Raw genomic sequence first — 21676 nt, 5'->3', positions numbered from 1 at the left:
GGAAAAAGTGGGGGAAGTTTACGGGCTCGTGCAAAACCACATTTTGCAGTTGTGATGGGATAAAATATTTGGTTGAAATGAGTTGCAACGAATACGGTTCTCTCAAAACTGTTTGAACCGCATCCATGGTCACTGCTTTGAGAGACACTTTACGCAACCTGTCAAAATTCAAGGTGGTCCAGATTTAAATGGAACTGGATAGACAGCTGGCCTGCTAAATCGATCGAATGCTGACGCGGGCGGCTTCAGTCGATCGAAGCGAGATACGATATCCACGGATCGAGTATTCGATCGGGTCACCGAGCGGGGCAAAGCCGATGACCTCGATTTCTTCATCTTCGGTCAGCCCCATTTCCATCAAGCGGATCGCGACGGCATCGTCTCCGCTGACATCAAGAATACACCCTCGAGAGCCGACTTCTTTCAAGTCTGCGAGAGTTGTTCGCGGTTGGTTCTCATTCCCCACGTCTATTCACCTCACCCTGTCGATTCGGTCAATTTAATGAGTACCATCGTTGAAGGATCACAACGAAAGGTGAAACGATGCCCAGCGACCGCGAGAATGCAGGGCTCACCGGTTCTCACCATTCGAACATTTACGCCTTCACGTAAGCCCAACTCACCCAATCGGTGTGTCCACTCATCACTTGCGATGATCTCCGCAACACATCCGCACTCGTTCGTTCGTAGAACTTCGAGTGGAACAATCGGGGCAGATATTGAAGCTGACATAACGGCTCACCATTAAAATTGAGACTCAGTCTCATTAAGATATCGAATTGTAACAGCCAAAGGGAGCAGTGCAAATCAATTTCTTCTGATAAAAACGAGAGAATCAGCTCTCATAGCCCAAATTCGGGGCGAGCCAGCGCTCAGTTTCGGCCATTGTCATCCCGGTACGCCTGGAATAGCTTTCAACCTGGTCTTTGGTCACCCGGTCGACACTGAAGTATCGGCTATTCGGATGAGCAAAGTACAGTCCGGAGACCGAAGCTGCCGGCCACATCGCATAGGACTCCGTCAGGGAAATCCCTGTAATTTTCTCAGCGTCGAGGAGATCGAAGAGAGTTCTTTTCGGCGTATGATCCGGGCAGGCGGGATATCCGAATGCGGGGCGAATTCCGCGGTATTTCTCGGCAATCAGCTCTTCTCGACTGAGCCCTTCATCAACTCCATACCCCCAGTCGATTCGGGCTTGAAGATGGAGAAACTCCGCGAACGCTTCCGCAAGACGATCCGCCAGAGCTTTCGTCATGATTGAATTGTAGTCATCGTGATCGGCATCAAACTTCTCGACGAGTTCCTGACAACCGAGACCGGCCGTCACCGCGAAGGCTCCAACGTAGTCCAGGCGTCCAGACTCTTTCGGAGCGATGAAATCAGAGAGGCAGCGGAAGTCTTTTTGCCCTTTGCGTTCCCATTGTTGGCGAAGCATCGGGAAGGTGACAAGCGGCTCGCCATCGGCGTTGGCTGCGTCTGGAGCAAACAGATGAATATCATCCCCTTCGCTGACAGCAGGCCAAAATCCGTAAACGCCCTTCGCAGTAAAGAGCTTCTCCGAAATAATTTTGTCTAACAGCACGTTTGCTTCATCAAAGAGCTTCTTCGCTTCAGTCCCCACAAACTCATCTTCAAAGATCTTCGGATACTTTCCTCGCAGTTCCCACGTACTGAAGAATGGCGACCAGTCGATATAGTCCCGAAGATTTGAAAGGTCCATCGATTCGATAGTTTTCGTCCCCTGGAATGCAGGAGTGGGGATCTCCACCGTCTCCCAATCGGTCTGATGTCGTCGCTTAAAAGCCTCAGCGTACGGAACGAGTTTTCGCTCTTGCCGGGCACCGAAGGCGATGCGATCCTTCTCTTGCTGCGCAAGATTCTTTTCAATGAATGCGGCTCGCTTATCTTTGTCGATCAAAGCTTCGACCGCTGGTACAGCAAGCGAGGCATCTACAACATGAACGACTGGGTTGGAATACGCAGGAGCCACCCGAACAGCTGTGTGCTTTGCGGATGTCGTTGCTCCGCCAATGAGTAGCGGGATTTCAAAACCGTCCCGTCCCATCTGCTTCGCCACGACGATCATTTCTTCCAGCGAAGGAGTGATCAGCCCAGAGAGGCCGATAATATCTGCGTTCTTCTCGATCGCAGTCTCGAGAATTTTATCCGCTGCAACCATCACTCCGAGATCGATGACATCAAAGTTGTTGCAGCGCAGGACGACCCCCACGATATTTTTTCCGATATCGTGAACATCCCCCTTCACAGTCGCAAGAACAATCGTTCCCCGTCCCGGAGCATCCTCCAGACCGGCATCGATTTTCTCCTGCTCCATGAACGGTTCAAGGTAAGCAACCGATTTCTTCATCGCTCGGGCCGACTTCACGACCTGGGGCAGGAACATTTTTCCTGTTCCGAAGAGTTGCCCGACCACAGCCATTCCATCCATCAACGGACCCTGAATCACATTCAGCGGGCGATCGTACTTCTGCCGAGCTTCTTCGGTGTCAGCTTCGATGTGATCGGTGATGCCCTTGAGCAGTGCATACTGCAACCGCTCTTCGACGGTTCCATTCCGCCACTCAGCGATTGCGGTATCGTCTTTCTTCCCGGAGCTTTTCTCCTTAATTTCATCAGCGTATTCGATGAGCCGGTCTGTCGCCTCTGGATTGCGGTTCAGCAACACATCTTCAATGAGTTCGCGCAGCTTCGGCTCGATCTCATCATAAACTTCTAACTGACCGGCATTGACGATTCCCATATCCAGCCCAGCCTTGATGGCGTGGTACAGGAAGCAGGCATTCATCGCTTCGCGGACAACGTTATTCCCTCGGAATGAGAACGAAACGTTACTCACACCACCAGATGTTTTCGCACCGGGGCATTCATCCTTGATCCGCCTGACAGCTTCAAAGAACTCGACAGCATAGTTGTTATGCTCCTCCATTCCGGTGGCGACGGTCAGAATGTTCGGGTCGAAGATGATATCTTCCGGTGGGAAGTTTGCCTTCGTGGTCAAGAGATCGTAAGCCCGTTTACAAATGCGAACTTTCTCATCGGCATCGACGGCCTGACCTTGCTCATCAAAGGCCATCACCACAACAGCTGCACCATACTTTCGGATGATCCGTGCTTGCTCCAGGAACGCTTCCTCTCCTTCTTTGAGGCTGATCGAGTTGACGATCCCCTTCCCTTGAATGCACTTCAGGCCAGCTTCGATGACTTCCCATTTTGATGAATCGACCATGATCGGAACGGTCATCGCATCATCAGAGAGGAGCCACAGGAACTTCTGCATACAGGCTTCGGAATCAAGAAGCCCTTCGTCCATGTTGACGTCGATAATATTTGCGCCACCTTCCACTTGCCCTTGTGCAATGGAAAGCGCTTCATCGTACTTTTCGTCCTTGATCAGACGGGCGAACTTCCGCGAACCAGTCACGTTGGTTCGCTCACCAATCATGCTGAAGTTGGACTCTGGTGTAATTTCATAGCGGACTAGTCCAGAGTAGTTGGACGCCCCGGAGAGTGCAGGAATTTTTCGGGCAGGCAGATTCTCGACCGCTTCCGCAATCTTGCGAATGTAATCGGGAGTCGTTCCGCAGCACCCCCCGACAATGTCGACCCAGTTGTTCTCAGCCATGTACCGAATATTCGAAGCGACTTCTTCCGGATTGGAATTAAACCCGCCCATTCCATCCGGCATTCCAGCATTGGGATAACAGGAAATTCTGCAATTCGCCAAGCCATGCAAAGACTCGATGTGTGGCCGCATTTCCTTGGGACCGAGCGCGCAATTTAACCCAATACTGAACAGCGGCATGTGCGAAACAGATGTATAGAACGCTTCCACCGTCTGCCCGGTCAATGATGTTCCGGTATCGAAAATGGTTCCTGAAACCATGATTGGAAGACGGACGTTTTTCTCTTCGAAGACGTTATCGATTGCAAAGAGCGCCGCCTTCATGTTCAAGGTATCAAAAGACGTCTCGGGCAAGAGGATGTCGACCCCACCATCGATGAGGCCGCGCACCTGCTCGGCATACGAGGCGACCATATCGTCAAACTTGACAGGACGTGTGCCGGGCTCGTCCGCATTCATCGAAAGCTGACGGTTTGTCGGCCCGATACTTCCCGCGACAAAGCGTGGTTTAGCAGGATTTTTCTTTGTGAATTCTTCAGCGACCCGCTTCGCCAGTTCGGCAGCCGCTTTATTAATTTCGTATGTCAGATGGTCGAGTTGGTACTCTTCAAGCGTGATGATACTGGCGGTGAAGGTATCTGTTTCGATGATGTCCGAACCAGCTTCGAGGTAGCTGCGATGGACACTTTCGATCAACTTGGGCTGAGTGAGTGCGAGAATGTCAGCCTGATTCCGAAGATCGATCGGATGATCCTTGAACCGCTCCCCCCGATAGTCTTCTTCGCTGGGGTTGTTAGAAAAAATCAACGCTCCCATTGATCCGTCGAGCAGTAGAATGCGTTCGGAGAGAATTTCGTTCAGTTTGTCTTCGGTTGATGACATTATAATAAAATATGGGTTGAAATTTCAGAATCAAGAAACACTAACAAGCCTGCTGAAGTCGCTGTTCGCCAGCAAAGACGACGACCACTCTTTCAGGTTGTCGTCAGAGCATTTTTCATGCTCGCCATGCCCATGAAGATCACTTTCATGACTTCAAAGACTGCTCGCCACGAGACAGAACGTAAAAGCCTACGCTGGACTTGCTCTAGAGTGAATAAGACCCTCGGAGTTTAAACAATGTTCGGAGTTGAATGTTCAGCGACGATGGATCGACACACATGTTTTGTTGACCCATCGCTCTGAACTCGAGTCTGATCGGCATTCACAGTACCAGCACGCATCATCTCAGCCATCAATATTGGGACTGAGTACTACTGAGTTGGCACTGGCACAGGCACTGCGTTAGCAGCGGCACGAATATTGTACGCACTGCCGATTATAAAATAACGGTTTGTTCGCGATCTGGGCCGATCGAAACGAAACCAACTTCAGATTCCAGCAGTTCGGAAACAGAGTCGATGTAGTGTCGGGCTTCCTTCGGAAAATCTTCGAGTCGACGGACATTCGTGATGTCGGTTTTCCACCCGGGGAGCGTTCTGTAGATCGGCTTCGCAGCTGCGAGGTCGTCGAGTTGGCTCGGAAAGTCAGTCGTTCGCTCGCCATGAATCTCGTAGGCTTCGCAGATTTTGACTTCGTCGAGTTTGCTCAGAACGTCAAGCAGCATCACTGCGATACAATCGATTCCGCTCACTCGGGCACCGTGTGCGGTCGCGACGGCATCGAACCAACCACAGCGACGTGGCCGACCGGTCACTGTGCCGTATTCGTTCCCTTCGTCGCGAATATGTTGACCGGTTTCGTCGTTCAGCTCAGTCGGACAGGGACCGCCACCAACACGAGTTGTGTAGGCCTTAACGACCCCAATAACGCGATCAATCATTCGACTCGGAATACCGCTTCCCGCTTGAATTCCGCAGCCAGAACTGTTCGACGAGGTCACATACGGGAACGTTCCGTGATCGATATCGAGCAGACTTCCCTGAGCTCCTTCGAAGAGCATGGAACTCCCATTTTTGAGCTCACGATGGAGATACGACGTCGTATCGATGACGGAGTCTTTGAGCTGCTCAATGTACCCCATGTAGTCGTCGTAAATCTCCTGAACTGAAGGGAGACTGGCTGACGGATCGAAGGCTTTGAGAATGATGTTTTTGGCTTCGACGATATCTTCAAGCTTTTCGCGAAAGAGTGCGGGGCGGAGTAAATCCCCAATCCGGATAGCATGAGCTCGACCGACTTTGTCTCGATAGCAAGTTCCGATCCCGCGCATTGTCGTGCCGATCGCTTGATCGCCGCGACGAGCTTCGAGAATCGCTTCCTCAGCTACATGGTAAGGAAAAATCACATGAGCTTTATCACTAATGAAAAGCTTACCGAGCTGAACGCCTTGAGACTTGATCGATGTGATTTCGTTGAGCAATGCTTTGGGGTCGATCACGACACCATTGGCAATCACTGATGTCGCGTCCGGACGCAAGATTCCCGACGGGAGAAGCGAGAGTTTGTAGGTCTCTCCGCCAAACATGACGGTATGCCCTGCGTTATTCCCACCTAGATAGCGGACCACAATCTCGTGCTGGTCGGCGAGAATATCAACAATTTTGCCTTTCGCTTCGTCTCCCCACTGGAGCCCCACGACTGCCGTCACTGCCATAACAATTCCTGAATTTCAAAAAGCATTCTAGAGATCGCGTCGAAACGATTCGCGCGAAAACTGCCCGCAGTAGAAGTTATCTGATTTGACACAGCACTGTCGTCCGCGAGGCAGAACCTGTTCCATTGACCCGAGAGTGGGATCGCAGCAGCTCGTATGCTTTTGCGCATTAAAAATCCGTCAAGAGATCCTGACGGATTATTCCCGAATCAAATCAAGTTTAGAGTCTTCACCAGCAACATGCACGCGCAGCCAGCGAACTGGTTCCGCAATCCGAAAGATGGATATTGAAAGCCAGAAACTTTACCGCAATGTGATCAATCATGCCCGATCCGCCTCTCGATTCGCAACAATCAGGGTTATGTTGAAATCGGCGACGGACTCAGAATTCTTGCTCAGGTTTCTCACTTTGCCCAGAAATCGACAACTGTCACATCTTTGAGAATCGGCTTAAGCTTGGCGACAAACGCCTGATGGGCAGGATGAGGGAGATAGGCATCCCGGTCTTCTTCGGACTTGAATGTCACGATAAAACAGTGCGTGTGCGTCTTATTGAGACCTTCAGGACTGTTATTCAGCCCCCATTCATAATCCTGAATTTGCTTAATCTTCTTAGGAAGTTGCCCAAATTCCTGGACGATTTCATCGACTTGCTTCTCCGTTGCGGCATCAGCAAAAGTGAATAATACGACGTGTCTCAACACTTTTGGCTCCTTCTCTTCTGCTTGCAGCTCACTGTTGACTAAGCCGACAAAAACGATTGACAGGATCAGGCAGCAAATGGTCTTCGATATTTTCATAGTCCGAATTCCTTTGAATGAGAACGTTGAGCAAATTTTTCAAAGGTTCAGCATACCGAAACGAGGTTCTCCTGCACAACCACAGGGTCTGTAAATCCTTTCATACAAACAGGTTTGAGCCCGTTGACATTTCTGTGACAGAAGCTGCGCAACTTTGACGAAAGTTTCGCCTCCCCCTGACACTTTACCCCCGAAAGTTCTGATATAAGACCTACCTCGCTGGATGCGAATCTGGTCTGGCCAGCCCGGAACAGATCCCGCATCAACCAACTGACTGATATTACATGACTGAAATGAGGATCAACTCAACATGTCAACACTCATAGAACGCCCAGAGACTGATTCCGAAGACGAGGCATTTGCCCCCGCTATCGATGTCGAGCAAGTCAACGAAGACCACCTCATCGATGGTGTCGATGTCGATGCTCTGCACGAAAAATTCGAGCTCGAAACTCAACCCAAAAAGCAACTCAGTCAGGCTGCTCAGGAACGCCAGGAGATCTTGGACTTCTTTTCACCGAACAGGCTGGCATGGAAAAATGTCGACCCGGTGGTTGCCAGCTGGATGATTGCCATGCACGTCGGAGCGTTAATTGCTCCCTTCTACTTCACTTGGCAAGCACTCGCTGTGGCGGTTGTTCTGCATTGGCTCACCTGCAGTATCGGGATTTGCCTGGCGTACCATCGCTGCCTCTCTCATCGATCATTGAAACTGAAATGGCCTTCGAAAGTCGTCGCAACATTTTTCGGCGTCATCGCTGGCGAAGGTGGACCACTCCGCTGGACTGCAACTCATCGTGTACATCACGGACAATCCGACCAAGAAGGCGATCCACACTCACCACTCGAAGATGCCTGGTGGTCGCACTTGTGGTGGATGATGCTCAAGCATCCGAAACGCAAAGATGAATTGCTCTTCAAGCACTATGTTCCAGATCTCACAAAAGACAAAACACTTGTCTTCTTCGAAAAGACATTCCCGCTATGGTTGTGGGCGACCGGCCTGACACTCCTGTTCGTTGGTGGTTTGCCAATGCTTCTCTGGGGATTGTGTGTACGTGTTGTCCTTGCATACCACAGTACATGGTTGGTCAACTCCGCAACACACCTGTGGGGGTACCGCAACTACGAAACGACAGACGCTTCCCGCAATTTGTGGTGGGTCGCTGTCGCAGCTTACGGCGAAGGCTGGCACAACAACCATCACGCTCACCCACGTCTGGCACGAGCCGGTCACAAATGGTGGGAACTCGATCCGACCTGGTGGGCAATCAGCTTCCTGCGATTCATCGGCCAAGCTGTTGATGTCGACGACCGTATCCCGGAAAAATCACAGGCGTAACAACCTTCTTTTTTGCGACTAACATGAGCCGTACACTTCAACAGAAGCGTGCGGCTCATTTTTTGCGCGACCACATCACATACAGGTAGAACAACCTATTTGTGTGATACGACAGCAAATTCATTATTGGTCTTAACGTTCAGCCTCGTGGCGAGCGGTCTATGAAGTCATGAAAGTGAGCTTCACGGGCACGACCAGCATTGAAAATGCGCTAAGGTGGTCGCGACTGATGAATTTCCAACCTGGTGACATCGCTGCCTGTTACGGCAGCGACTGGACTGGACGTTTCATTTCCCTTGGAACAGCCTCTTTTTTCTCCCCTCCCAAACTTCTCCTAGGCCCCTCTCACGTTGCTATTCTTTGCGAAGTTCAGGGCGATTTAGTCTGGGTTGAATCGACGACGCTCTGCCGTTCGCCATGTTTAATTCGAGGCGAACCTGTTGCCGGAGCACAGGCACATCGACCGAGAGACCGCATCAACGACTATGTTTTGAATGCGGGGAAGGTCGACCTCTATCGCTTGACGCCAATCAACAAGCTCTCTGCTGCGGAATCGCAACTTCTCTCAACCATATTAATTAACCATTTCGTACGCAGCGGCAAACAGTACGACATGACGGGTGCCCTGCTCTCCGGGACTCGGGCGTTTCAGCTTTCGCGACTCTTCCCTGGGGCAAATCTTGATGAACTCTTCTGCTCGGAACTCGTCGCTGCGGTTGCGATGCGTCTGAACCGCATGAATCACAGCAACCCGACTCGCTTTCACCCTGCCAGACTCATGCGGGAACTCGTTCGCTCCGGGAAATATCACTTTGTGGAAACGATTCAGGAAGAACTATGAACTCAAAGCAAACTTCGACGAAATGTTGGCCCCTCGTTTTCGCTTTCTTACTCTCCCGACCAATTCTTGCAGAGAACTTCACCTGCGCTGATCCAGCAATCGTAACAACTGCGGAGAATGCACGACTTCAATCTGCCATTTTCTGGACAGGCTCCCCGCTTCCGGGAGACTGGTTTCGTCCCTGTCCAATCTCCGTTCGCGATGCCCAACACTCAGGAGGAGGAGCAACTCGATTCCGCTTTGAAAACGGGGAAGTCTTCGACTGGTCGATGACCCTCGAAGGTCCGCACGCATTATTACTGCGAGATGTGATCCCCCATGAAGTCGACCACGCTGTCCGGGCTTCACTGGTTCGACATCCAATCGAACGCTGGCTCGACGAAGGCTGTGCCACACTGTTTGAATCCGAAGAAGTGAAACACTCTCTCCGAAAAGCGGCTCTGAAGGTTCCTTCAGAAGTCATCACCAGACAATGGCTCAACGAACTCGACTACCCACAGAACCCTGAAGAGATGGCTGCTGTTTACGCGGTCGGGTTTTCACTCGTCGAGTATCTTCTCACGTTAGCCCCTCCTCCGACTCTTCTTGAATTCCAGCGAATCGAAGCTCCCATCGAATCACGATTGATCTCACTTTACAAAATGACGATCCCGGAGTTCCTCGATGGTTGGGAAAAGTGGCGAACGAAGCCATCGCAGATCCAGACAACGTTTCGCTGCCAGTGCAAAGACCAATCGAAACCACTGCTTATCGTTTGGACAGCGAAATGGTGTGCGAACTGTCGACAGTTTTCAAATGCCTGGAATTCCAACTCGACCTTTCGCTCCCAGCTTCAACGCGCCTTCCACATTCACATCCTGGATTACGATCAACACCGCGACCTGGCAGTCAGCCACAACATTCAACACCTGCCGACCTTTCAAACCCGGTCAGGCAGAATCATCGGATTCGAAAGTAAAACGTCCCTGCTGAGTCAGTTACTCGAAACAAGAGAGCCGCCAAAGGAACATCCCAACAACCAGGATCCCAGACCAGAAAGAAGTAACACCGAAAGCGGCGACACAGAGATCGCTGTTCCGGAACAAATACCGAGCGAAGAGAAGCAGGAGCAAGAGCCGAAGCCAAAACTTCCTGAATCAGCCAAGCCGGAAACTGCTCAGACACCTCGTTTCCAATGGTTGAAAAAGTGGATTCCGGTCGGTTCCAGTTTTTTGTACCAGGTGGGAATCCTCAGCGGAACAGCGGCGAGCGGAGGTCTGGCGGGCTTTGCACTTGCAGTTTTGCCACGCCTTTTAGCAAGAAGGAAAACAAAGCTCGTCCAACCCTCCAACAAAAGTCTGCCATCAGAGGAAAGGAGCGTTTTGACTTCAAACAACCCCTTTCCCCGCCAGTTGGATGAAGCAGGTGAGCTTCTTGCGATCCGGCAATCAGAGGGACGTGTGGCAGTTCTTGATGCGTTACGAGGAATGTTTCTCGACGACGAACTGGAAAAAATCACCGCAACCGCAGACGAGAAAACCAAGACGACACTGACTCAACTGAAGTCCTCAATTGATCAGCGAGTTGATGAAGTCGCACCACTCTCGACACGAGTTGAAGCAAACACCAACGATTTGTGAGGCATCAAAGCATCTCACGAAAACACACTGATGTCCAACCTTCACCAAACCTGAAACGGAGTTCTCCCAATGCCTATCGGCGATCCCGGAAAAGAACAATTTCGACGAGCAATCGTCACCATGCGCAACCTGCACATCGCAGCTGCCCTCTCCCCCCTCTTCACGATGCGCGCGGAACTGCTTGCCAATGATGAACTCTCTGACCGTGGAGGCTTCGACGATCCGACCAAGGATCATCTTGTGAACTTACTGGTCCATTGCGATCGCTGGCGACGCCGTGTCACTCACAATCCCGACAATGAATCGCTTGGAGACAAAATTGAAGTCGCTATCGACTCCAATACCTCTCTCGAAGTCGGAGCCAATCCATTCGGCGGAGACGATATCCAAAACCAATCGGGTGGATTGATCGATCTTCCGTTTGCAGTCGACGGCAGTGATCCTGACATTCCGATTCAGTCACAACTCAAGCTGAAAAGCACTCATGCTATCGTCTTACTGGGAGCCCTCGACAAAACGATTGTTGCCTGGACACGCCTGAACAGTCGCGACCGAACCCGTTTCATCACACGCTATGATTCCATGAGAATCTACGGTCACTATCAAGAGATTCTTGGTTATCTCGACGCCTTTGGCGGAGATCTAAACCGCGTTGATATCGCTCAAGTCCTCCCCTCGGAAGAACCTCTCGGGCCGAACGACAGCCCAAATCGACGCACGGAATCCGCAGGATAAAGTTTTGCATCCAGCACTGCTTCAATGACTTCAAGATTCTCGCATCATTGAGAAACTCTCGCGACCTCGCGAAGCAGAACGATGCGAAGTCGGGGTGATTACCGTCTATTCCTTCCACCTCGCCCGTTGGTGCACAACCAGCCGCCTCAACATTGCACGCACCTGAATGCAATCCACAACGGTTGCAACAGATAGCAATTGGTTCATCGCTGGTTCGTTCTATGGAGGCTCTGCTATCTTATGGTGGCAGAGCCTTCTTTTGTTCTTTGACTGCCTTTCTTGAGTTTTGCGATTTCTCAATGCCTGTGACATCACCTCCGCTGCAAATTGGACACTTAGAACTTGAACATCCATTCGTGCAAGCTGCTCTCAGCGGGTACAGCGACTGGCCGATGCGGTCACTTGCCCGATCTTATGGAGCGTCGTATACCGTCGCTGAAGTGATGATTGATCGGTTCGTGAGCGAAGTCAAAGGGTCCGGAAAAACAAATCACTATTTTCGAGTCGAAGATGCCGATCATCCCGTCGGTGCTCAACTGATGGGGTCCGATCCCGAGATGTTCGTCCCGGCAGCCCATCGACTTGTCGATGCCGGATTTGATGTCATTGATATCAACTTCGGCTGCCCGGTGAAGTCTGCAATCGGCGGATGCCGAGGTGGATACCATCTCGGCCAACCTGCAACAGCGATCGAAATTATCAAGCGTGTCCGAGACGCGGTTCCTCTCGAAACTCCGGTCACCGTGAAGATGCGGCGCGGCATCGATGAAACAACTGAAAGCCGCGACAATTTTTTTCACATTCTGGAGCAAGCTTACCTGGCGGGTGTAGCTGCGATCACAGTTCATGGCCGAACTGTCGAACAAAAATATCGCGGACCGAGCAATTGGGATTTCCTTCGAGAAGTGAAGCAAGCAGCCGGAGAGCGAATCGTCCTCGGCTCTGGAGACCTCTTCTCCGCAGAAGCGTGCGTAAGCATGCTGGAGCAGACCGGCGTGGATGGCGTGACTATCGCCCGAGGTGCCATCGGGAATCCCTGGATTTTCGAACAGGCACAACAACTGCTTCTCAACAATATCGTTCCAGTTCCACCAACGATCCACCAACAGCGAGTTGCCTTAGAGAAACACTTCTCGCTCGCCCAGAACCACGATCCAACTTCCGCCTTGGGCTCTATTCGAAAATTCGGATTTAAGTATGCCCGGCTCCACCCTGAAGCTGATGAGCTCCGGAAGGCCTTCGGGAAATCGAAAACAGCTGACGATTGGGAGAAGTTAATCAGGAACTTCTACACCCAGGATGGTCCCGGTCAGTTTCCAAATGTTGATGAAGCCCAAAGCTGATCCGTGTTCAAAATTCACTGAAGAACAAAACGGGAATGCAGAGCACACTCAAAGCTCTTGAATCTATTGAAGTCTCACATCTACACGACTCTCACTTCTGCCGCAGAGCCTCACCGTTCATTAGACATCTCAATAGACATCAGAGAGTCGTGAAAGGCTGACGACTCGGTCTTTCTGAACGAGCACCCGTTTTCGATTTGGGGCGAGTCCATGTGTGCGGACTTCGTGAACATAAACTTCACGGGTCGAACTGCTGTCACGGAGATCGTGAACATCGACATCTTTCAAAACGAGATAACGATGGCCTTCTTCGACGAGCGTACCGATAAAAATGAACGGACTCGACATATCGAGCACAACCACCTGGTCAAGAAGTTGTTCAAGCATTGGTCATGTTCCTGACTCTCGATCCATTGATTCTCATGAAACGTTTCTGATTCAATGTTTCCCGCTCTGCTCTCAACGCTTCCACACTCTCTCTGCGCGTCCCGGGTCGATAGCGACAAATCGTATACTGACGATACCAGTCAGCCAGTCGGGCAGCATGTGTGCTCTCCAAATCCAAAGCGATTCTCTCCGCAAATCGCGTGGATGTCTCTCCGGGTTCACGCTGAAACCCAATTCGGGCCATCATATTGTCCATCCTCTGTCGCTCCAAAATCAGCTCGGGCCACTCTTCTGACTCATCCACTTCCAATGCAGGATTCCGGTGGACTCGACGCTTCAGCAGCAACTGGATTCCAACTCCGACACCGATTGCCACGATCCCCCACATGAGAGGTTGCAATAAAAACCAGAGAACCTGAAGGTAATTTCCACGAACAAATTTGTCCCGCAGCGAACGAAAATATTGTGCGACCGCCTCCCGACGATTTTGCCAAACGCCGGTTTGAGAGGGACTTGGAACCCCGGCTTCTGGTGTCGACTCAACGAGCACCCATCGTTGTTGATCAGAATCGTACGCCTCCACCCAGGCGTGCGCGTCTTTACTTCGTGCCACCCACATCTTGTCAGCGGTACTCTGTTCCTGAGCGAGATAACCTGTGACATATCGCGATGGGACTCCTCCAAGTCTCAGCAGAATGGCACTGGCGGTTGCAAAAAATTCGCAATGGGCGGGAGGCCGATGTTCCAGAAAATACCCAAGCGGGTCTTCACCGCTGGGAAGATCGACCCCCAATCGATATTGAAAATTTCTCTGAAAATATTGTTGAACAAGCTGAATTTTCTCTTGCGGTGATTCTGCATCAGCGAAGAGTTCTTGTGCTGCCTGAAGAACGCGTTCGTCGAGATGTCCAGGCAGTTGCAGAAAATCGCTGGAGACAACTCCTTCATCACGGCTCGGCTGTGATTCAACAATCACAGAGTAAGAGACAACGTTTGGTTCACTTTGTCGATCGACGATCCGATTACGATCAACAGAGACCGGTCTCGAACGACAAGTGAAAGCAACCGTTTCGAGCGGTGCAAAACAATGCCCCGCAGTTTTACGCTCGACCGGCCACACATTGATGATTCGATTCTTCCCCGGAAGCGTTTCGGAGACCAAATACAAGTGCTCATCATCAGGAAACCCAACAGTGAGTTCGCCAGAAAAATTTTCTCGCGGAATCGGAGCTAAAGTTTGACTTCGCTCAGTCGTCACCCAGCGGTTCATTTGAAATTCATTAAAAACCTTCCCACGCAGGTAACCGGGCATCGAATCGGACTCGAGACGCAGTGCCACTTTTTCTCCGCCGTATTTTTGCCAGCTGGAAATATCGTTGAGCCCACCCCGATTGGAAAACCCGCTTCTGGCAGGCCCATGGTCCCCAATCGCCAAATAACCGTTTACGACTCGTTCGAAAACATGCTCGTACCGATGAAGCAAGACCGACAACGATGTTCCCATTGCAGCCGAGCAGATCAGCACTCCCCACATAATCGAGTTTCGCCAAACCAATCCTCGCCGTTGTCTGACTTGCGAAAACCGGCGGGACTTCATCGAAAACAACATGCTCATGAAAAGAAAGCATTGAGTCAGCAGCAACATGGCCAGTCGCCGAAATCCATTCAAACGAACATTACAGGTGCAGACCAATCCGATCACCGCGAACACCAAAAATGATGTTGGTAATTTCTCACGGTTTTGTTTGCGATATAAGTGACACAGCTCTACGACGACACAGAACATGGCGACTTCATATGTAAAGTCGGTGAACAGAAACCTGTCGTCTAAATCGAATTCTTTTGGCGCAAAAGAGTATTTCACCACAAAGACAGCAGCGAGGAGAAAAACCCAGAAGTCACCCGGAAGTGAAATCAGCCAGTCTTTTTTATGTGCGAGCAGTCCACAACAGGCAAGTACAGCAGCACAAATCGAAAACGTTGCCGCTTCCATCATGATGAACAGCACAGCACACTGAATCAGAATCACTCCCACAGCTGCCGTTCGCTGGGAACTGAAAAAAATCCGGTATTGTGCTGCTTTGTGATTCACAACTCGCGAACCTCACCAAGAAGAATCGCTCGTGGATTGAGAGTTGTGAACTCTCCTTCATCGTACGCAATGGGAATCCCTGGCTCCGATTCCGAGACCAACAACAGACGAACGGCACAGCCGGACTCGACGATCCCGCGAACAAATTGTTCTCGTGATTCATCCCAGTCAACAAAAACGCAAAACACAACCGCAACATCTTCCAACGAATCGGAGATCACAGGAGCCAACTGCGAAAGCGATTCTGAATCCGTCAACTCGGTTCCTGAAAGCACCTCCATCACACTCTCAAAGTGTGTCACTCCGGCAGCTGGCTGAAAGAGAAAGAGATCCGCTCCCGCCAGAAAGACTTCGACCGACGCATCGCGTTGGTCCATCTGGTGAGCAATCGCGGCAGTCAAACTTACAGCAGCTTCTAACCGCAAATGATCTTTTCGCTTTCGTTTCCAACGACGCGGAAGATGAGTATCGAGAAAGATGGCAACCTGCGAATTGAGTTCATCCTGATATTCACGAACAACCGGTCGTCCCACTCTTGCCCAAGCCTTGAAGTCGAGACGCCTGACTGGTTCTCCGGGAGTGTAGTCTCGATTTCCAATATACTCAGGAGAATCTCCGACTCGGATTTCGACACTCGCTCCGTCTGCCTGCGTCTTTCGGGAAAACGGAATCTCAAACTGTTCGAGCGGTGAAAACGCAGGCAGAACTCGCAGCTCCCACTGGTCAGTTTGAGCCTTTCCAAATCGCATCAAATTAAATGGGAAGGTGCTGTGAATCCGCGCTCCCGGCAGAAGATAGTTGCCACGCTTTTTAGCTTGAACAGTGACTGGCAGTGTCATCTGCTTCCCCTTGGGGATTGTTGGAATGGAGAAATCCGCATCAAGATGCCGCAGCCCTTCAGGCATTCCCAGCAGAGCACACATAATATCGCAAGCTGGAAACATGCCGACATTCGTGATGGCCACATATCCAGTGACCGACTCACCTTCGATGACCTTATCTGGGAACCACGCTTTCAGCTCGAGCTTCGGCCTGAGTAAGATTCCTGTCGTTTCGATAAACCCAAACAGACAGACCCAGCCACAAAAAATCTGATAGACCGGAATTTCGATCGTCACGCCACCTAAAGCACCCAAGAAAATCCCCAAGACAGCGACCCGCCCAAACGGAGTCATCTTGAAACCCACCAGAAATCTGGTGAGACGAACCATTAATGGATCGCGACGTTTCATACGGGAACCGGAACCTCACTGACAATTTGCTGAACGACCTGTAAACGAGTCAGACTTCCGTAGCGTGCCTTTGGAGTTAAGCTTAACCGATGCGGTAACACATGCTGAGCCATCTTCTGAATATCATCCGGGATTACAAAATCTCGACCTGCTAGATACGCAGCCGACTGGACTGCCCGAAAGAACATGAGACTGCCGCGCGGACTGACTCCAAGTTTCAACATCGGGTGAGTTCGAGTCTCTGAGACAAGGTCGACGAGATAACGCGCAAGGCTTCGTTCCATCTGAACTTCCCGGACTGACTTCTGAATCTCAGTGACCTCTTCCATCGTCATGACGATTTCAACAGAATTAATAGGGAGCGTCACCGCCCGATCATACAACATCTCAATTTCCATATCAGGCTCGGGATAGCCGACATGTAGCTGCACCAGGAAACGATCCAGTTGTGCTTCCGGGAGCGGATAGGTTCCATGAAAATCGACCGGATTCTGAGTCGCCAGTACGAGGAACGGCGATGGCAAGTGATGCCGCACACCTTCAATCGTCGCCTGCCCTTCACTCATGGACTCCAGCAGTGCGGACTGCGTTCTGGGAGAGGCTCGGTTGATTTCGTCTGCCAAGAGGATGCTGCAAAAGATCGGCCCCTTCTTGAAAGTGAAGCTGCCATCCTTGGGAGAATAAACAGATGAGCCAAGGATATCTGATGGGAGTAAGTCAGGCGTGAACTGCACGCGACGGAATTCCGCATCGAGCGACCGCGCCAGCGCCTTGGCGAGAGTTGTCTTCCCGACTCCGGGGACATCCTCCATCAAAACTGACCCGCCCGCAAACAAAGCAATCAAAAGAATCTCGATCGTCTCGTCTTTTCCGCGAATCACTGCGGAGAGGCTCTTGCGAAGAGCTTCGAGCTTCTCAGATCGAGAGGTCGTCAAAAGTTCACCACCCATATTCGTTCTTTCACCTTCTAAGTGAAACGACTGTACCACCTGAATCGGTCGTTGGGATTCCCTCAGTCGAATGAAGAGTAATGAGAGAAAGGAGTCCGCTCCAGCTAGTACGGTAAAAGAAACCGATTTGAGATGAGGAATTTGACATTTTCAGTCGACTCAAACTGAAGTGGACGTTGCTGCCACCATTTTCATGAAAACCGCAATCCCGTGAAACTTTTTGGAAGAATTTGACAACTCCTGGTCATTTCGAGTTGAATATCAATCCAACTGACGGCAGAATCAGAGAACTTAGAGAACTCACGCAAAACGGGTTTAGTTATTGTGCTCGTTGAAGAAAGACGCGACGAAATCACGCAAGTCATACAATCCAAGGGGTTTATATCTCTAGGAGAGCTTTCCTGCGCAATTAATGTCAGCGAATCCACTATACGGCGAGACTTGGAATATCTTGAAGGTATTGGACAGGTACGACGAACACGTGGGGGAGCATCGTATGTTGGCGATGCCCTGACCGGTTTCGACGTCCGAAGAAACCTCGCATCGACTGAGAAGCAAAAAATTGGTCGTGCAACAGCAGAATTAATTGGTCGGCAGGAGACGATCATCCTCGATGGTGGAACCACAACCCTGGAAGTGGCGAAACATCTTGCGGGCAAAGGTTTGCAAGTCGTGACAAACTCACTTCCGATCGCGAACCATTTAGTCGGAGTTGCGGACGTCGAACTGATTTATCTCGGCGGATACGTCTACCCGAAAACCGGAGTCGCATTGGGGGAATTGACAATTGAAGCCCTGAAACGTGTTCACGCCCGACGACTCATCATGAGCGTTGGCGGAATTACTGAACGGGGGCTCTTCAATACCAATTCATTACTGGCGGAAACAGAACGCCAGATGATCGAATCTGTGGATGAAGTGATCGTGGTCGCTGACCACACCAAGTTCGGACACTCTGAACTGGCGCACTTGGGTCCACTCGAGATCGTGCATAAATTGGTTGTTGATGAAAACACCCCCAAAGAATGGTTAACGCGACTTGAAAAACTCAACATTGAATGCATCGTCGCCAATTAGCAGTCGTACCAAGAACAACGAAACACGCAGCCAATAATTTCGTTTGAAACAAGGGATGCCCCAGACATGTCAGCGGTTGGAAATACTCTTTCTCGAAGTGACGTCGAACGTGTTGTCCGCTCGGTCTTGAACCGTCAATTACAAGGCGTGGGACTACAGCAGCAAGCCCCCGTAACTGGCAAACCGAATCCTCTGAAGGTCAACATCTCTGCTCGGCACTGCCACCTCACCGAAGAGCATGTTGAAATTCTGTTCGGTAAAGGTCGCACCCTCACACCGATGAAATGGCTGTACCAGGAAGGCTATTACGCAGCTGAGGAAACAGTTGCCATCGTTGGACCACGACGTCGGATGTTACCTGAAGTCCGCGTTTTAGGTCCCTGCCGCGGAGCGTCTCAAGTTGAGCTCGCTTTCACCGATGCCATTTCGCTTGGACTGGACCTCCCTGTCCGTATCAGCGGAGATACTGCTGGCACTCCAGGCTGTCTAATCGTTGGCCCTGCGGGCAGCATCGAACTCAACGAAGGTGTTATCAGAGCCATGCGACATGTTCACATGTCGCCCGCCGACATGGCAGCTTATGGCGTTCAAGACAAAGATCTCATGCACTTGCGAGTCGAGTCTCCCAGTTGCACAACCGTCCTTGAAAACGTTTCGGTCCGAGGGGGAGATAACAAGATCAAACTTGAAGTTCACCTCGACACCGATGAAGGCAACGCCATCAACTTGACCAAAGCGACAAACGTCGAATTAATCAAACCCAACAGCAGCGCCTGTGCCTGCCACTCATAAACCTCAGGATTCAAGTTTAGCGTTTAGGGAGCTTCCCTAAGCCTGAACTCAAACCCCTGAACCACTCCCAACCCCTTGATCCTTATTTGGAGAATACTGCTATGGCTAAAGTTTCCGAAGCCCTCGGAATGATCGAAACGAAGGGACTCATCTGCCTCATCGAAGCGGCTGATTCTGCACTCAAAGCTGCCAACGTTGAAATGGTTGGCTGGGAAAAAGTCGGAAGTGGTCTCGTCACCATCTTCCTGACAGGCGATGTCGCAGCTGTCAAAGCTGCCGTCGATGCTGGTGCCGGTGCTGCCAGTAAAATCGGCGAAGTTGTCAGCGTCCAGGTCATTCCACGACCACACGAAGAGTTGGCATCCATCCTCCCTTCCAAGAAAGCTAGCTCGAAATAGTTTCCGTCTCCGTGGATACCGCAGTTTTCGAGAAGAACATTGTGACCACGTTTAGACAACAGACACTGTTTGATCAAGGAATCAAAATGAACGAAGCGATTGGAATGGTCGAGACCAAAGGCCTGATTGCGACAATTGAGTCGTCGGATGCGATGCTGAAATCAGCAAACGTTTCCCTCGTAAAGCAAGTACAAATCGGTGGCGGATTCGTCACCACAATCATCAAAGGCGATGTCGGCTCCGTCCGCGCCGCTGTCGATGCCGGTGCCGCAGCAGCCTCCAAAGTTGGCGAACTCGTCAGCGCACACATCCTGCCGCGTCCAGCGAACGGGTTGATGGAAAACTTTTAAGAACTGATCCTGAAACCTGGTTTTGTTCTTCTATAGACTGAAGAAAGCGTTCATTCCAGAGGTTTCTAGACCGGTTAAAGTTCGCCGGACACTTAAGTGTCCGCCCCAATGGAGTGCACTTGTGAAGATCCTGGTGGCAAATCTTGGCTCGACGAGTTTCAAGTACCGACTGTTCGACATGGAAACCGAGCAGCAGTTGGCACGTGGAGGAATCGACCGGATTGGAGAAGATGCAGAGTCGAATTGTGTTGTTGAAATTGGAAGCCATGCTGCCAAAGAAACCAAACACATTCCGGACCACGCTGCCGCTGTGCAGATGTGTCTGGATCAACTGATGCACTCCGACACCGGTTGCCTGAGCTCCGTCGATGAAGTCGCTGCGATTGGCTTCAAAGCGGTCTTCGCTGGCAAGTTGAGTGGCATCAAGATCGTCAACGAAGAGCTGTTGCAAGCGATGGAAAACCTCGCTGACGTTGCTCCTGCTCACAATCCGCCATACGTCCGGGCGATGCGTCAACTTCAGGCATCATTCCCGAAGATCCCCCTCGTGGCAGCGTTGGAAACAGCCTTCCACGAAACGATCCCGGAAAAGTACCGAATTTATTCAGTCCCTTACCAATGGACCCAGCAATACGAAGTTCGTCGCTGGGGATTTCACGGAGCAAGTCACCGCTTCATTGGAACGAGAATGGCAGAGTTACTCGGGAAAGAGGACGCGAAAGTCATTTCGTGCCACCTCGGAGGGAGTAGTTCAATTTGCGCCATGCTCGGTGGTCTGTCGCAATCGACTTCAATGGGAATGACTCCACAATCTGGATTGCCACAAAACAATCGCGTTGGAGATTTCGACCCATTCGCACTGCGGCTCGTGAAACGGCTCAGTGGTAAAGATTACGACGAACTACTAGATGAATTGTCGACACAGGGAGGACTGCTCGGACTCAGTGGTGTTTCCAACGACTGTCGAGATATCGAAATCGCAGCCGACAACGGAAACGAACAGGCACAGCTTGCTGTCGATGTTTATGCCGCGGACATCAAGAAGTACATCGGCCAGTACCTTGCTGTCTTAAATGGGGCAGACGCACTCGTTTTCACAGGAGGGATCGGAGAGAACAGCGATGCGATTCGAAGCAAGGTCTGCGAAGAAATGACCTTCGCTGGTATCGAACTCGACAACGACAAAAACAGTTCCACTCGAGGGGAAGGAAAAATCTCCGCTGACAACAGCAAAATCCAAATCTGGATCGTTCCCACAAACGAAGAGCTCGTCGTTGCCAGACAGACAGCGAACCTCGTCCAGAAATGAGTACTTTCCACCCAAGCAAAAACAGTAATTCAAGAAATCCTTTTGAAATAGATTCCCGAGATCAAAACGACAAGAAAAAATCCCCCTATTCATTAAGCACAATTATTCACCGACTTAAAACTGACAGGAGTTCGAATTGAATTCCTGTCGAACTTCCAAGTGGAAATGAT

19 protein-coding genes are annotated in these 21676 nt (G+C 50.9%); 10 read left to right on the top strand and 9 right to left on the bottom strand.

The genetic code is table 11. The features are described 5' to 3' along the window. Nucleotides 1–214 precede the first annotated feature (214 nt). The 5 genes from ACN0YR_RS05645 to ACN0YR_RS05625 all read right to left on the bottom strand — a co-directional run bounded on the left by ACN0YR_RS05645 (nt 215) and on the right by ACN0YR_RS05625 (nt 7039). Nucleotides 215–466 (bottom strand): FeoA family protein, encoded by a 252-nt coding sequence (locus ACN0YR_RS05645; protein WP_417848214.1) that lies wholly within the window; start codon nt 464–466, stop codon nt 215–217. Between the two features lie 11 nt (nt 467–477). Then, nucleotides 478–732, bottom strand: coding sequence for a FeoA family protein (locus ACN0YR_RS05640; protein ID WP_417848213.1), 255 nt, complete (start codon nt 730–732; stop codon nt 478–480). 103 nt (nt 733–835) lie between these two features. Continuing rightward, the gene (metH, locus tag ACN0YR_RS05635; RefSeq protein ID WP_417848212.1) at nt 836–4525 is read right to left on the bottom strand and encodes a methionine synthase; all 3690 of its coding nucleotides are present in this window, start codon (nt 4523–4525) and stop codon (nt 836–838) included. Nucleotides 4526–4961: 436 nt separating this feature from the next. Continuing rightward, nucleotides 4962–6239, bottom strand: coding sequence for an adenylosuccinate synthase (locus ACN0YR_RS05630; RefSeq protein WP_417848211.1), 1278 nt, complete (start codon nt 6237–6239; stop codon nt 4962–4964). Between the two features lie 404 nt (nt 6240–6643). Beyond that, complete coding sequence (locus tag ACN0YR_RS05625) at nt 6644–7039, bottom strand: Dabb family protein (protein WP_417848210.1); 396 nt, start codon at nt 7037–7039, stop codon at nt 6644–6646. Between the two features lie 310 nt (nt 7040–7349). Between ACN0YR_RS05625 and ACN0YR_RS05620 the strand changes: the two genes are divergently transcribed. The 5 genes from ACN0YR_RS05620 (at nt 7350) to ACN0YR_RS05600 (ending at nt 12919) form a co-directional block, all read left to right on the top strand. Further along, the gene (locus tag ACN0YR_RS05620; RefSeq protein WP_417848209.1) at nt 7350–8381 is read left to right on the top strand and encodes an acyl-CoA desaturase; all 1032 of its coding nucleotides are present in this window, start codon (nt 7350–7352) and stop codon (nt 8379–8381) included. A gap of 229 nt (nt 8382–8610) precedes the next feature. Then, nucleotides 8611–9222 carry a hypothetical protein gene (locus ACN0YR_RS05615; protein ID WP_417848208.1) on the top strand — a complete coding sequence of 204 codons (612 nt, stop codon included), beginning with the start codon at nt 8611–8613 and terminating at the stop codon, nt 9220–9222. Beyond that, nucleotides 9219–10841, top strand: a complete 1623-nt coding sequence (locus tag ACN0YR_RS05610; protein WP_417848207.1) for a thioredoxin family protein — start codon at nt 9219–9221, stop codon at nt 10839–10841. The genes ACN0YR_RS05615 and ACN0YR_RS05610 overlap by 4 nt, the downstream gene beginning before the upstream one ends. A gap of 69 nt (nt 10842–10910) precedes the next feature. After that, nucleotides 10911–11576, top strand: a complete 666-nt coding sequence (locus ACN0YR_RS05605) for a hypothetical protein (protein WP_417848206.1) — start codon at nt 10911–10913, stop codon at nt 11574–11576. Between the two features lie 299 nt (nt 11577–11875). Beyond that, nucleotides 11876–12919, top strand: coding sequence for a tRNA dihydrouridine synthase (locus ACN0YR_RS05600; protein ID WP_417848205.1), 1044 nt, complete (start codon nt 11876–11878; stop codon nt 12917–12919). Between the two features lie 129 nt (nt 12920–13048). Here ACN0YR_RS05600 and ACN0YR_RS05595 read toward each other — a convergent pair whose 3' ends face one another. The 4 genes from ACN0YR_RS05595 to ACN0YR_RS05580 are packed head-to-tail and all read right to left on the bottom strand — an operon-like array spanning nt 13049 to nt 17580. Beyond that, on the bottom strand, nt 13049–13306 hold the full coding sequence (locus tag ACN0YR_RS05595; RefSeq protein ID WP_417848204.1) for a hypothetical protein: 258 nt from the start codon (nt 13304–13306) through the stop codon (nt 13049–13051). Beyond that, nucleotides 13299–15398: a transglutaminaseTgpA domain-containing protein gene (locus tag ACN0YR_RS05590; protein WP_417848203.1), complete on the bottom strand. Its 2100-nt coding sequence runs from the start codon at nt 15396–15398 to the stop codon at nt 13299–13301. Before ACN0YR_RS05590 ends, ACN0YR_RS05595 begins: the two co-directional genes overlap by 8 nt. Further along, a complete protein-coding gene (locus ACN0YR_RS05585; RefSeq protein WP_417848202.1) occupies nt 15395–16630 on the bottom strand; it encodes a DUF58 domain-containing protein in 1236 nt (411 codons plus the stop codon). Before ACN0YR_RS05585 ends, ACN0YR_RS05590 begins: the two co-directional genes overlap by 4 nt. Further along, a complete protein-coding gene (locus ACN0YR_RS05580) occupies nt 16627–17580 on the bottom strand; it encodes an AAA family ATPase (protein ID WP_417848201.1) in 954 nt (317 codons plus the stop codon). The genes ACN0YR_RS05585 and ACN0YR_RS05580 overlap by 4 nt, the downstream gene beginning before the upstream one ends. A gap of 324 nt (nt 17581–17904) precedes the next feature. Between ACN0YR_RS05580 and ACN0YR_RS05575 the strand changes: the two genes are divergently transcribed. The 5 genes from ACN0YR_RS05575 to ACN0YR_RS05555 all read left to right on the top strand — a co-directional run bounded on the left by ACN0YR_RS05575 (nt 17905) and on the right by ACN0YR_RS05555 (nt 21506). After that, nucleotides 17905–18657: a DeoR/GlpR family DNA-binding transcription regulator gene (locus ACN0YR_RS05575; protein ID WP_417848200.1), complete on the top strand. Its 753-nt coding sequence runs from the start codon at nt 17905–17907 to the stop codon at nt 18655–18657. A gap of 66 nt (nt 18658–18723) precedes the next feature. Next, complete coding sequence (gene pduL / locus ACN0YR_RS05570) at nt 18724–19449, top strand: phosphate propanoyltransferase (protein ID WP_417848199.1); 726 nt, start codon at nt 18724–18726, stop codon at nt 19447–19449. Between the two features lie 101 nt (nt 19450–19550). Next, nucleotides 19551–19847: a BMC domain-containing protein gene (locus tag ACN0YR_RS05565; RefSeq protein WP_417848198.1), complete on the top strand. Its 297-nt coding sequence runs from the start codon at nt 19551–19553 to the stop codon at nt 19845–19847. Between the two features lie 86 nt (nt 19848–19933). Then, nucleotides 19934–20197: a BMC domain-containing protein gene (locus ACN0YR_RS05560; protein WP_145195264.1), complete on the top strand. Its 264-nt coding sequence runs from the start codon at nt 19934–19936 to the stop codon at nt 20195–20197. A gap of 121 nt (nt 20198–20318) precedes the next feature. After that, nucleotides 20319–21506, top strand: coding sequence for an acetate/propionate family kinase (locus ACN0YR_RS05555; protein ID WP_417848197.1), 1188 nt, complete (start codon nt 20319–20321; stop codon nt 21504–21506). The last annotated feature ends 170 nt before the right edge of the window (nt 21507–21676 follow it).

The organism is Thalassoglobus sp. (assembly GCF_048270125.1).
Classification (GTDB): Bacteria; Planctomycetota; Planctomycetia; order Planctomycetales; family Planctomycetaceae; genus Thalassoglobus.
The sequence above is the reverse complement of the archived record's forward strand: the minus strand, read 5'-3'. Positions and strand labels throughout refer to the sequence as shown.